Source organism: Pseudoalteromonas sp. Scap25, from assembly GCF_013394125.1.
In the GTDB taxonomy this organism is placed as follows: Bacteria; Pseudomonadota; Gammaproteobacteria; order Enterobacterales; family Alteromonadaceae; genus Pseudoalteromonas.
Genome location: NZ_CP041327.1, coordinates 1,962,168 through 1,975,747 on the forward strand (window position 1 = coordinate 1,962,168; position 13,580 = coordinate 1,975,747).

Annotated in this window: 8 protein-coding genes and 1 pseudogene; 3 read left to right on the forward strand and 6 right to left on the reverse strand. The window is 41.8% G+C overall.

Annotated features, from left to right (window positions below; translation table 11 throughout):
- Nucleotides 1–3: 3 nt before the first annotated feature.
- Both FLM54_RS09025 and FLM54_RS09030 read left to right on the forward strand, forming a co-directional pair.
- Nucleotides 4–3,156: an efflux RND transporter permease subunit gene (locus FLM54_RS09025; protein WP_178956212.1), complete on the forward strand. Its 3,153-nt coding sequence runs from the start codon at nt 4–6 to the stop codon at nt 3,154–3,156.
- A 129-nt stretch (nt 3,157–3,285) separates the two neighbouring features.
- Nucleotides 3,286–4,174: pseudogene (locus FLM54_RS09030) on the forward strand (dienelactone hydrolase family protein).
- Between the two features lie 20 nt (nt 4,175–4,194).
- Here the strand turns inward: FLM54_RS09030 and FLM54_RS09035 are convergent.
- Nucleotides 4,195–5,136: a LysR family transcriptional regulator gene (locus FLM54_RS09035; RefSeq protein ID WP_178956861.1), complete on the reverse strand. Its 942-nt coding sequence runs from the start codon at nt 5,134–5,136 to the stop codon at nt 4,195–4,197.
- A gap of 127 nt (nt 5,137–5,263) precedes the next feature.
- Here FLM54_RS09035 and FLM54_RS09040 point away from each other — a divergent pair, with 127 nt between their 5' ends.
- Complete coding sequence (locus FLM54_RS09040; protein ID WP_178956213.1) at nt 5,264–5,920, forward strand: nitroreductase family protein; 657 nt, start codon at nt 5,264–5,266, stop codon at nt 5,918–5,920.
- 45 nt (nt 5,921–5,965) lie between these two features.
- On the opposite strand, the gene FLM54_RS09045 is transcribed toward FLM54_RS09040, so the two are convergent.
- The 5 genes from FLM54_RS09045 to dapB form a co-directional block, all read right to left on the reverse strand.
- Nucleotides 5,966–7,024, reverse strand: coding sequence for a S66 peptidase family protein (locus tag FLM54_RS09045; RefSeq protein ID WP_178956214.1), 1,059 nt, complete (start codon nt 7,022–7,024; stop codon nt 5,966–5,968).
- Between the two features lie 169 nt (nt 7,025–7,193).
- Nucleotides 7,194–7,670 (reverse strand): transcription elongation factor GreA, encoded by a 477-nt coding sequence (gene greA / locus FLM54_RS09050; protein ID WP_010388635.1) that lies wholly within the window; start codon nt 7,668–7,670, stop codon nt 7,194–7,196.
- A gap of 50 nt (nt 7,671–7,720) precedes the next feature.
- Nucleotides 7,721–10,939: a carbamoyl-phosphate synthase large subunit gene (gene carB / locus FLM54_RS09055; protein ID WP_178956215.1), complete on the reverse strand. Its 3,219-nt coding sequence runs from the start codon at nt 10,937–10,939 to the stop codon at nt 7,721–7,723.
- A gap of 16 nt (nt 10,940–10,955) precedes the next feature.
- Nucleotides 10,956–12,092, reverse strand: coding sequence for a glutamine-hydrolyzing carbamoyl-phosphate synthase small subunit (gene carA / locus FLM54_RS09060; RefSeq protein WP_008113125.1), 1,137 nt, complete (start codon nt 12,090–12,092; stop codon nt 10,956–10,958).
- A 362-nt stretch (nt 12,093–12,454) separates the two neighbouring features.
- A complete protein-coding gene (dapB, locus tag FLM54_RS09065; protein ID WP_178956216.1) occupies nt 12,455–13,252 on the reverse strand; it encodes a 4-hydroxy-tetrahydrodipicolinate reductase in 798 nt (265 codons plus the stop codon).
- Nucleotides 13,253–13,580 lie beyond the last annotated feature (328 nt).

Consider the following 13,580-nt stretch of genomic DNA (forward strand, 5'->3'; position numbering starts at 1 on the left):
ACGATGACCACAACTGATGAAAAAGGGTTAATTGCGTGGTTTGCGCGTAACCCCGTTGCAGCTAACCTAATCATGATTTTTATCTTGATTGGTGGGTTGTTAACCGCGCTAACCATTCGTAAGCAAGCATTCCCTCAATTTGAAAGTAACTGGGTAAGTATTCAAGCTGTTTACCCTGGTGCCGCACCACAAGAAGTGGAAGAAGGCATTACTATAAAAATTGAAGAAAACCTTGAAGGAACCGAAGGTATAAAGCGTTTAATCACTTATTCTAATCGAGGCTATGCACAAGCCTGGGTTGAGATTGAAGAAAAATATGACGCCAAAGAAGCGCTAGATGAAATAAAAGCGCAAGTAGATTCAATTAATACGTTTCCTGCGGGTATGGAACGCCCTGTTGTTCAGCGTGAAAAATTTCAGCAAGAAGTAATGATACTCGCGCTTTATGGTGATATGAGTTATTACCAATTAAAAGAACTTGGCAATGATATTAAAGATGAATTGCAAAACCTTCCTCATGTAAACCTAGTTGATTTTTACAGTGGCTTAGACTACGAAATTGGTATTGAAATTAGCCCTGATAAACTTCGCGAATATGGACTCACATTTAGAGATGTATCTAATGCGGTACAAAGCTTTTCTACTAATATGTCGGCGGGGCAAATTCGCTCTGATACTGGCTACATTTCGATGCGTGTCGAAAAGCAAGCCTATCGTGGCGGTGAATTTGAAAAATTACCGCTAATTACATTACCAGACGGTGCTCAAATTAAATTAGGCGATGTAGCCACCATTAATGATGGCTTTGAAGAAGGCTTACTATATTCTAAATACAACGGCAAAAATTCACTGTCGTTTGAAATTGATGCCTCAAAAGATCAAGACATTACCGTTGTTGCTAAAGTCCTTAAAAAGTACCTAGCAGACAAAGCAAATCAACTTCCTGCAGGCGTTAAGTTATCACCCATCGTTGATTTAACATACTACCTTGAAGGTCGCCTCGACATGATGGTCGATAATATGGTGTGGGGCGGTATTTTAGTTATGCTGGTATTAGCGCTGTTTTTACCACTTAGATTAGCGTTTTGGGTAATGATGGGCCTCCCAGTGTCTTTCTTAGGGGCATTCTTATTTATGCCTATCGGCTTTTTAGACATTACTATTAATATGGTGTCTTTGTTTGCCTTTATTATTGTTTTAGGGATTGTGGTTGATGATGCCATTGTTGTAGGTGAGTCGGCCAGTGCTGAAATTGAAAAACATGGGCACTCACTTAACAACGTTATTCGTGGTGTAAAACGTGTAGCCATGCCAGCAACCTTTGGTGTACTAACCACTATTGCTGCATTTTTACCTCAAGCAATGGCTTCAGGGCCGAGCGCTGCGTTTTCGAAAGCAATTGGTGTAGTGATTATTTTATGCTTAATTTTTTCACTGATTGAATCAAAACTAATTTTACCTGCACACATCGCAGCAATGAACCCGCGTAAGCCTAATCCTAAAAACCCATTACATAAATTACGTAATGCAGTTGATAGTGGCTTAAAGCATTTTGTTGAACATTATTACACTCCATTTATCGGTCGTTGTATCCATTATCGCTATACCGTGATTATTGGCTTTTTATGTATTTTAATTGTCAGTGCAGGACTCTTTGCCGGTGGAATGGTTAAATTTGTACCAAATCCTAAAATTCCGCATGATTTTCCGCGTATATCGCTAGAAATGAACCTTGCCTCTTCTGAGCAAGCCACGCTTGAAACAGCGCGTAAAATAGAAAATGTATTACTGAGCGTCGATAAAGAACTAGAGCAGCAGTATGGCCAATCTATGATCCGTGATTTGTCTGTTAGTCTGCGTGGTCGTACTAATGCGAGTATTATGGCCATTTTAGTAGAGCCTCACTTACGCCCAATCGATACCTTTGAGCTAAGCACTATGTGGCGTGAAAAAATGCCACCGCTACCGGGGCTTAAAACACTCACCATTCAAGATAGTATTTTTGGTGGTGGTCGTGATGATGGCGACGTTAGCTTTAGACTCGAAGGAAAAAATGCCGACGAGTTAAAAGAGGTATCTAGCAAACTAAAAGCTAAGTTACAAAGTATGGAAGGTGTAGGTGATGTAAATGACTCACTGCAAAGTGCCACCGACGAAGTGCAACTTGATTTAAAACCACTTGCTTACAGTATGGGCTTAACCCTTGCTGATGTGGCCTCTCAAGTAAGCTTTAGCTATTACGGCCTTGAAGCACAGCGTATTCTGCGTGAAGGTGAAGAAATCAAAGTAATGATTCGTTACCCGCAAAGCGAGCGTAACTCAATAAGCAACATTCAAGATACGCGTATTATCACTCCTGCGGGCGCTGAAGTTTCTTTGAGTGAAATAGCTATAGTCAAGCTAGTTGACGGCGTAAGCAGTATCAGACGTGAAAACTCAAATCGTACTGTTAATGTGTGGGCTGCGGTTAATAGTGACGAAGTAGAGCCATTTGCCATTGCACAAGAAATTCGTGATGTTTACTTACCGGCACTGCTTAAAAACTACCCTGGTGTAAAAAGTAATGTTGCTGGGCGTATTCAAGAAGAGATGGAAAGTGCTAATGAACAACTACGTGATTTTGCAATCTCATTAATGATTATTTTTGCGCTACTGGCCATCCCGCTTCGCTCATATTCTCAGCCACTGATCATTATGTCGGTGATCCCATTTGGTGTTGTGGGTGCTATGTTCGGTCATATGGCTTTAGGTATGACCATGAGCGGGCTATCAATGTTCGGCATTATCGCTGTAGCCGGTATAGTGGTTAATGATTCGCTTGTTATGGTGGATTTTGTAAACAAAGCCCGTGCAGAAGGTGTGGCAATAAAAGAAGCGGTAATGCAAGCCGGAGCGCGTCGCTTTAGAGCCATATTACTAACCTCAGTCACTACTTTTATTGGCGTAATGCCGATTATTATGGAAACCAGTTTACAAGCAAAAATTGTAATACCTATGGCAGTATCACTCGCCTTTGGTGTGCTGTTTGCCACAGTAATTACGCTTATTCTTATACCGTGTCAGTACGTTGCGCTTGAAGATACAAAACGCATAATTCGAAAGTGGCGCGGTAAAGACCCTATTGTCGATGGCCAACCAGCAACGACCAATAGTTAATTCAGTAAAATCCCAACCAAAAAAGCTCGGCATAATTATGCCGAGCTTTTTATTTATAAATTAAACTGCTCGTTTTTTATGCCTTTTACGTTATGGTATTAAATAATCATAATAAAATAAGGCACTACTATGACCTCCCCTCAGTCTGAACACATTCCTCAAGAAGCATTTGATTGGTATGACGAATACGCTCATGGTTTAATTGATAGACGCACGTTTATGAAAAAACTCGGTGGCTTAGCCGCATTGGGCTTTTCAATGACAGTACTTACAGGTGCATTATTACCTAATTACGCTCAAGCTGAGCAGGTCTCATTTAACGACGATGACATAAAAGCCACTTACCAAGAATTTGATTCGCCTGATGGTCATGGTTCGGGTAAAGGCTATTTAGTGGTTCCAAAAAATACACAAGGCAAGCTACCTGTTGTATTAGTAGTACACGAGAATCGCGGCTTAAATCCGTATGTAAAAGATGTTGCAAGGCGACTGGCTAAAGCCGGCTTTATTGCCTTTGCCCCTGATGCGTTGCACCCACTGGGTGGCTACCCAGGCAACGACGATGAAGGTCGAGCCATGCAACGTACCCTTGAGCACTAAAATACAAAATGATTTTGTAGCCGCTGCTCACTTTTTAAAAGCACAGCCAAATAGTAATGGTAAATTAGGCGCGGTTGGTTTTTGTTTTGGTGGCTATATTGTTAATTATTTAGGCTCAGTAGACAGTAACTTATTGAGCGCGGGCGTGCCCTTTTATGGCACACCTGCAAGTGAAAGCTTACACAAAAATATAAAAGCGCCGTTAATGATTCAATTAGGTGAACTTGATAAACGGGTTAACGCTACATGGCCTGAGTATGAGCAAAGCTTAAATGCTAACAATGTTGAGTTCATCATGCATAAGTATGAAGGTGCAAACCATGGTTTCCACAATGACTCAACTGGCCGTTACGATGAAAAGAGTGCCGAACTTGCTTGGCAGCGAACCTTGGCGTTTTTTAAAAACTATTTAAGTTAACGTTACTAAACGTGTATTTGTTACTCGTTAATTAATATGCGTTTATCAACAATCCCCTGCTTTACTAGCTGATTCAATAAGTGAGCGGTTTTTTCTCTGCACACATCACGCAATAGTCGTACAGCGGGAGTAATCGATTGCCTGCTTGGGCAAATGAGCCACAGCTCACCACAGGTATGCTGGTAATTATTCATCACAGTAACAACGCGTTTATTTAATAAGTCATCGGCAATATCTAACGCTGATTTAACCGCTAAACCTTTACCTGCAACACACCAACGCCTAACTAAATCGCCATCATTTGAGGCACGTTTGCCCTGCATTTTTACTTTGTATTTTTTCCCGCCGTCGGTAAATTCCCACACATTATTGATAATATCTTGCAGCTGGTAAAATAATCCGTGATGCTGCGCTAAATCATCTGGGTGCTCTGGCTCACCATATTTAGCTAAATAGGTAGGTGTAGCACAAAGTAGTCGCGGTACGTTGCAAATTTTAAATCCATATACACTGCTATCACTGGGTGAGCCATAACGTAGTGCTATATCAACCGAATCACGAAAAAAATCAATATTGCTATCGCTAATGTGCGTACGCAAGCTCACACTTGGGTACTTATCCATGATTTCATCAATCCAAGGGATCACTAAGTTGCGCCCTAAATCAGATGAGGTAGCTACCCGTAACTCCCCTTCAATGGCATCATGTTCTCCTTTAAGGTTTTGCCTTGCCGTTTCAAGCACGGCCAGAGCTTGTTCGCATTGGGGAATGTATCGCTCCCCTGCACTAGATAAACGCAAATGCCGAGTGGTTCTAATAAATAATTCACAGCCAAGTGCCAACTCTACACGCTTAATAGCAGCACTGGCCGTTGCTGTGCGCATATCTAACTTGGCTGCTGCTAGCGTAATGCTTCGACACTCCGCTACTTTTAAAATCAGTTTTAAGTCATCAACCTGCATATTATCTATTTTTATTTGATAATGATTCAATAATTATGCTGTTTATTTTAAATAAAGCAAATTGTATTATGCTGCTCATACACTCAATGAACACTATTTATCAGCCCTTTTTTATTATGGAGAGACTATGACTCACCCTATTATTCGCGATCTTGAAAGCCGCCACACCGCTAAACGTTATGATGCTACAAAGCGCATTTCTCAAGACGATTTAGCGGTATTGTATGATGCTATGCGTCTTTCTCCTTCGTCTATTAATTCACAGCCTTGGAAATTTATTGTGATTGAATCTGATGCCGCAAAAGAGCGTATGCACAGTACCTTTGCTAATAAGTTTCAATTTAATCAGCCACACATTAAAGCGGCGTCACACATTATTTTATTTGCTCATAATCCACAATACACACGTGAAAATTATGGCCAAGTGATTGATGCTGATATAAAAAATGGCCGAACTCAAAAAGAAAACCGCGAGCAAGCTTTTGGCGCCTTTGCGTTTGTGGATTTAAATACCGATGAGCAGGGTAATAATGCCGCCTGGACTAAAGCACAAACCTACATTGCTTTAGGCAATACTATGCATGCAGCAGCACGCTTAGGGATTGATACCACACCGATGGAAGGCGTTGATGCACAACTGATTGGCGAAGAGTTCGCAAGCGAATTAGACGGCTACATCTGTGATGTCGCACTTGCGCTGGGCTACCATGACGCAGAAGAAGACTACAATGCTAAGCTGCCAAAATCACGTTTAAGCAAAGAACAAATTATTCAGGTTTTATAAGTCATAACTGCTCACTTTAAATAGTAAGTGAGCAGTTTATTATTACTAGGCTAGTTTTGTAACCACAGATGCACTGAGCACTTTGCCTTGTTCAACATCTGCGGTAACAGTGCATAATGCACCATTAACTAAGTTTAAATTAGGAGGAATGTGGCCAATATCAGCATCAATGATCACCGGAAATAAACACCCACCAAAAGCGGCATTTAAGCCTTGGCGATAATCAAACCCTGGGTCTTGCCCTTGTAAGGTCACATGACGACCAATAATCACCCCATTTATATCATCAAACATGCCCGCTAATTTAAGTGACAATAAAAATCGTGCAACGGTCGCTGGCGTGAGCTCTGCGCTTTCTAAATAAAGTACAATACCTTGCGAGGCATTGTGCTTTTTAAACTCATGCAGAGCTAAAAAAGGCGAATCAAGTAACAGCCCAACCGTATCAAGACACCCACCAAACAACCGCCCTGACATTTCAATACTGCGCTTATCGGTGTAATTTAAACATTGCCATTGGGTGGGAACGCTGTGATCAAATAATGCATTCGGGTTTTGTGCGTAATCAGGCTTGCTATGTTGATGGTAAGTCGAGGGGGCTTGCTCAAACTCACTGCTAGCCTCATAGCTTAGGCTTTCAAAAATTTGTAAACAATACGGGTCTTTTTCATCAGGGTGTAATTGAATTAAATTAGCGCTATGCAGTGTTGCCCAATTACATTTTGCTGTCAGTGCACAAGCAATCGTACTGACATCTGAATAGCCCACTAACCATTTAGGTTTAGCGTTTTTAATTGCGCTAAAATCAAGCAGAGGCAATATTTCCATTGCCAGCTCTCCGCCCATTGGCGGCATGATCGCATCTATTTCATCATCTAATAAAAAGTCCATTAATTGCTTGGCATGCTGCTTAGCTGTAACTTGAGTTCGCGGCTCGTTTTGACGTAAAAACTCCCCCTCAACAATCTGATAACCTCGATGTTTTAAGCCATTAATGACAATATCTAACCGTGGATGATATTTTGATTTGATCCCCGCTGATAAAGAACACACGGCGATTTTAGATCCCACTGTTAAAGGTGCCGGATACAGTATATTTGCCATATTATTTCCTTATTGAAGAATAGGTTACTACCATAACAACATAGCCTACATTTACAAACAATGAATAATATTCAACCGATTCTAAACCAAATATAAAAACCAAGCATAAAAAAACCAGTGCTTATTACTAAGCACTGGTTTTTATAAAACGTTAAAGTGAGTTAACTAATTAAATATACTCAACCTCAATGATTTCGTACTCTACATCACCTTTTGGCGTTTTGATAATCACAGCGTCATCCGCTTGTTTACCAATTAAGCCGCGAGCAATTGGTGAATTAACAGAAATTAAATTACTTTTAATATCTGCTTCATCATCGCCAACAATCTGATATTTAACTTCAGCGTCGGTTTCAACATTAACGATGGTTACTGTAGTACCAAAAATCACTTTACCTGTATTAGGCATCTTTGTTACGTCAATCATCTGCATGTTTGAAAGTTTTGCTTCAATTTCTTGAATACGGCCTTCACAAAAACCCTGTTGCTCACGCGCAGCGTGATACTCAGCATTTTCTTTTAAGTCACCGTGTTCACGTGCATCAGCAATATCAGATACAATTTTTGGACGGGTAACAGTTTTTAATTCGTTAAGCTCATCGCGCAATAATTTTGCGCCACGAACTGTCATTGGAATTGATTGCATACTTTTCTCACTTAATCCCAAGGCCGTGGTTACGGCCTTGGCACATTTCCTTAGTTCAATCGCAGGTGTAGTTCTTGAACAGACGTCACTTTACTGCGGTCATCTGCTTGGTTAGCAGTACAGTTAGCAAATGCCGCATTCAATGTCGTAGTATAATTGGTTTTGTGTTGCAATGCACCACGACGTAACACCTTCGAATCTTCAATCGCTTGGCGACCTTCGGTGGTATTAACGATATAGCTATACTCGCCATTTTTGATTCTATCAAGAATGTGCGGACGACCTTCGTATACTTTATTTACACGGCGAACCGTAATTCCAGCATCTTCAAGTGCAGCAGCTGTTCCACCTGTTGCATCTAGCTCAAAACCAAGTTCTGTCATGGTTTTAGCTAGTTCTACAATACGTGGCTTATCGCTATTACGTACAGATAGTAACGCGCGACCACCACGTGGTAAAGTGTTGCTTGCACCTAATTGTGCTTTTGCAAACGCTTCGGCGAAAGTATCACCAACACCCATTACTTCACCCGTTGAGCGCATTTCAGGTCCACGGATAGGATCCACACCTTGGAACTTAGCAAATGGCAATACCACTTCTTTTACGCTGTAGTAAGGTGGAATCACTTCTTTAGTAATGCCTTGGCTTGCTAAAGATTGACCCGCCATACAACGTGCCGCTACTTTTGCAAGTGCTACACCCGTTGCTTTAGATACAAATGGAACTGTACGTGCTGCACGTGGGTTTACTTCGATTAGATACACTTTGCCATCTTTAACCGCAAACTGTGTATTCATCAAACCAACTACGCCAAGTTCAAGTGCCATATCAGTTACTTGCTTACGCATCACATCTTGCACTTCTTGCGTTAGCGAGTGAGCTGGTAATGAACATGCTGAGTCACCAGAGTGAACGCCCGCTTGTTCAATATGCTCCATGATACCGCCAATAATCACTTGCTCGCCGTCGCAAATTGCGTCAACGTCAACTTCTATCGCGTTATCTAAGAAACGGTCTAGTAATACTGGCGCTTCATTTGATGCAGATACCGCTTCGGTCATGTAACGACGTAAGTCTTGCTCATCGTATACAATTTCCATCGCACGACCACCTAATACGTACGAAGGACGCACTACCAGTGGGAAACCAATTTCAACTGATTTAAGTAGTGCTTCTTCAGTAGAGGTAACCGTCGCATTTTCTGGTTGCAGTAAGTCTAAACGCTCAACAAGTTGTTGGAAACGCTCACGGTCTTCTGCACGGTCAATGGCATCAGGTGAAGTACCAATTACAGGCACGCCGTTAGCTTCAAGCTCACGCGCTAGTTTAAGTGGTGTTTGACCACCGTACTGCACGATAACGCCTTTTGGCTTTTCAACACGTACAATTTCTAGTACGTCTTCAAGCGTAATTGGCTCAAAGTATAAACGATCAGATGTGTCGTAATCGGTAGAAACCGTTTCAGGGTTACAGTTAACCATGATGGTCTCGTAGCCGTCTTCGCGAAGCGCAAGGGCTGCGTGTACACAACAGTAATCAAATTCAATACCTTGGCCGATACGGTTAGGACCGCCACCAATTACCATGATTTTATCACGGTCAGATGCGTTAGCTTCACATTCTTCATCGTAAGATGAGTACATGTAAGCAGTGTCTGAGCTAAATTCTGCGGCGCACGTATCAACGCGTTTGTATACAGGTACAATATTGAGTTGATGGCGCTTTTTACGAATTTCAGCTTCTGACACACCAGCAATTTCTGCAATACGCGGATCAGCAAACCCTTTGCGTTTAAGTTTACGCAAGAAGTCTGCATTTAAGCCGGCCATACCGACTTCTGAAATTTTAGCTTCATCTTTTAGGATGTCTTCAATTTGTACTAAGTACCAAGGGTCAATCTTAGTCAATTCGAACACATCTTCAACGCTCATTCCATGGCGCATCGCATCGGCAATGTACCAAATACGCTCTGCACCAGGCTCACGTAATTCACGAATGATTTTTTCTTTTGCTTTCGGGTCGTCAAGCGCCACAATTGGGTTAAAGCCCGTTGCGCCTACTTCTAAACCACGTAATGCTTTTTGTAATGACTCTTGTTGGTTACGACCAATCGCCATTACTTCGCCTACTGATTTCATTTGCGTTGTTAAACGGTCGTTTGCACCGGCAAATTTTTCAAAGTTAAAGCGAGGAATTTTTGTTACAACATAATCGATTGAAGGCTCAAACGATGCTGGGGTTTTACCGCCAGTAATATCATTCTGTAACTCGTCTAACGTGTAACCTACAGCAAGCTTAGCTGCGATTTTAGCAATCGGGAAGCCTGTTGCTTTAGATGCAAGCGCTGATGAACGTGATACACGCGGGTTCATCTCGATGATAACCATACGGCCATCAACTGGATTTACACCAAATTGTACGTTTGAACCGCCGGTTTCAACACCAATTTCACGCAATACGGCCATAGAGGCATTACGCATAATTTGGTATTCTTTGTCGGTTAATGTTTGTGCTGGTGCAACCGTGATTGAGTCACCTGTGTGCACACCCATTGGGTCAAAGTTTTCAATAGAACAGACGATAATACAGTTGTCTTTTTTGTCACGAACAACTTCCATTTCGTATTCTTTCCAACCAATTAACGATTCATCAATTAATAACTCGCTGGTTGGTGAAAGGTCTAAACCGCGCTCACAAATTTCTTCAAACTCTTCCATGTTGTAAGCCACACCGCCACCGGTGCCGCCCATTGTGAAAGAAGGACGAATAATACACGGTAAGCCGATTCGGGTCATGGTATCGCGCGCTTCATCCATTGAATGGGCAATTTCAGCACGTGGACATTCAAGGCCGATGTTACGCATAGCAACATCAAAACGCTCACGGTTTTCTGCTTTATCGATTGCATCGGCTGTTGCGCCAATAAGCTCAACGCCATGCTTTGCCAATACACCGTGCTTATCTAAATCAAGCGCACAGTTTAATGCCGTTTGACCACCCATTGTAGGCAGTACAGCATCTGGCTTTTCTTTTTCAATAATTTTTTCTACCACTTCCCAGTGAATTGGTTCGATGTATGTTGCATCGGCCATTTCTGGATCAGTCATGATAGTGGCTGGGTTTGAGTTAACTAATATAACTCTATAGCCTTCTTCTCTTAGTGCTTTACACGCTTGAGCACCAGAGTAGTCAAATTCACAAGCTTGACCAATTACAATTGGGCCTGCGCCTAAGATAAGAATGCTTTTTATATCGGTACGTTTTGGCATTATTACTCCGGTTAAATTAGTGGTTACGCGCTTGCATCAAGTCGATGAAGTGGTCAAATAATGGGGCTGCATCGTGCGGACCAGGACTTGCTTCAGGATGACCTTGGAAGCTAAACGCTGGTTTATCTGTACGGTGAATACCTTGTAATGTACCGTCAAATAACGATTTGTGCGTAGCACGTAAGTTATCTGGTAATGTGGCTTCATCTGCAGCAAAACCGTGGTTTTGTGCAGTGATCATTACAACATCGCGGTCAAGATCTTTAACTGGGTGGTTACCACCATGGTGGCCAAACTTCATTTTTACTGTTTTAGCACCTGAGGCAAGTGCTAGTAGTTGATGCCCTAAACAAATACCAAAAATTGGCGTGTCGGTTTCTAAAAAGGTTTTAATTGCATCAATGGCATAAGTACATGGCTCAGGATCGCCAGGGCCGTTTGATAAGAAAATACCATCTGGGTTTAAGGCTAGTACGTCAGCGGCAGAGGTTTGTGCTGGGACAACGGTCAGTTTACAACCACGATCAACAAGCATACGTAAAATGTTACGTTTAACACCGAAGTCGTAGGCAACAACATGAAACTTTTCATCATCAGCGTGTAAGGTTTTAAACCCCTCGCCTAATGTCCAGCTTGATTCGCGCCACTCAAAATTTTCCTTGGTTGAGACAACTTTTGCTAAATCCATACCTTTTAAGCCTGGGAAGGCTTGCGCGGCTTCGAGCGCTTTTTTCTCGTCTAGTTCGTCACCAGCAACAATACAGCCATTTTGTGCGCCTTTGTCACGCAAAATACGGGTTAGTTTTCTGGTGTCGATGTCCGCAATACCTAAAATATTACGTTCTTTTAAGTAATCATCTAACGATTGCTCGTTACGAAAATTACTTGCTAGCAGTGGCAAATCACGGATCACTAGGCCTTTAGCCCAAATGTGACTCGCTTCTTCGTCTTCGCTGTTGGTACCCGTATTACCGATATGTGGGTACGTCAAAGTTACGATTTGTTCCGCGTACGATGGATCAGTCAAAATTTCTTGATAACCAGTCATAGACGTATTGAATACTACTTCACCGACTGACATGCCGTCAGCGCCGATTGCAGTACCGCGAAACACTGTGCCGTCTTCTAGGACTAACAGAGCGGATTTAGTCAAGTTAAACCTCCTAACAGTAAAAAACGGGAGTAAACAAATTGCTTAACACCCCGCCAATACCCAAATAATTGGTCAAAACCTGATTTCTGTGAGCTTAAATTGTTTTACGCAGTCTTAAATGATGCCGATGTAAACCACTAAACCTTCATTCATTTTTCTTGCCTAAAACTCTTTTTATTCCCACACAAACCCCGGTTTTGCTAACCATATGAGTATAATTGGAAACACGCATTTAGTAATTTTTGGCAAATTGGCTGTATTCTACATGAAGTTGGCTTTTAGGTCTAACGCTAATTAGTAAATTGTAATAAATAAGTGGTTATACCAAAAAACCACCTCAAAGCGTTAAAAAAGGAACTTAACTACTTTAAATCTAGCACATCTTGCATATCATAAAGTCCTGCAGGTTTATTTTTCAACCACTGCGCAGCTCTTATAGCACCTAGCGCGAAGGTCATTCGCGAACTTGCTTTATGGGTTAATTCAAGTCTTTCGCCCATTGTAGCGAAGTAGGCTGTGTGTTCACCTACTATATCGCCGCCTCTTAGCACCGAATAGCCAATTTCATTTTGTGATTTGGCCTGCTCTATGTTGTTACGATCATAAACAGCAACCTCATCATGATCCCACCCTTTAGCCTGTGCAATCGACTCGCCAATAGCTAATGCTGTACCCGATGGCGCATCGATTTTATGGCGATGATGCGCTTCAAAAATTTCAATATCTAAATCATCGCCTAATTTTGTCGCTGCTGTTTGCACTAAGTTAAGCAGTAAATTTACGCCCACGCTATAATTACGCGCAAATACGATCGGGATATGTTTAGCGGCATCGGTTAATAGAGCCATATCATCATGAGTTAAGCCAGTGGTGCCAATTACCATAGGTGTTTTTTTCTCAACAGCTGTTTTTAAGTGATTTCTCATGCCTTGTGGAAGGGTAAAGTCTATAAGCACATCTACATTTTCAACCTGCTGTTCACTGCTAAAGTGAATGCCTTTAGCCGCTGCACTATTAAGTTGATTAACCGATAGACCGACTAACTCAGACTCACTGCGTACATAGGCCGCCGCTAATTGTGAATTTTTATTGATTGTTGCTGCTTCTAAAAGTGCCAGGCCCATACGGCCATTCGCACCAAACACACCTACTCGATTCATCTTTTTACAACCTATGTATTTTTTAGTTAGCTAGATTTTATCTAAAACTCATGTAATAGTCAGGAAAGCTTATAAAAAAGCTTCGATTATTTTAGGGTCTGTTGACCTTTGCGGATTAAAATTTGTTTAAACTAGGAGCGGTTTAATCGTGGCGCGAGGTTTGTAACCTAGTGGGCTATGTAAAAACCGAGCAACAAAGAGTAAATCGCTCCTAGGCAGAACCCTTCGGGCAGCGCCTGTTTGGCATTGATGCTGCGTTATCGCCTATTTATGGGGAATAACCACACCACATAGGCTCTGCCTTGCCTAAATACCAAACAGACTGCTG

Coding starts and splice junctions, on each gene's coding strand:
- carB (WP_178956215.1), bottom strand. CDS start 10,939: ATGCCAAAACGTACCGATATAAAAAGCATTCTTATCTTAGGCGCAGGC.
- FLM54_RS09045 (WP_178956214.1), bottom strand. CDS start 7,024: ATGGCAAATATACTGTATCCGGCACCTTTAACAGTGGGATCTAAAATC.
- FLM54_RS09025 (WP_178956212.1), top strand. CDS start 4: ATGACCACAACTGATGAAAAAGGGTTAATTGCGTGGTTTGCGCGTAAC.
- FLM54_RS09040 (WP_178956213.1), top strand. CDS start 5,264: ATGACTCACCCTATTATTCGCGATCTTGAAAGCCGCCACACCGCTAAA.
- dapB (WP_178956216.1), bottom strand. CDS start 13,252: ATGAATCGAGTAGGTGTGTTTGGTGCGAATGGCCGTATGGGCCTGGCA.
- greA (WP_010388635.1), bottom strand. CDS start 7,670: ATGCAATCAATTCCAATGACAGTTCGTGGCGCAAAATTATTGCGCGAT.
- FLM54_RS09035 (WP_178956861.1), bottom strand. CDS start 5,136: ATGCAGGTTGATGACTTAAAACTGATTTTAAAAGTAGCGGAGTGTCGA.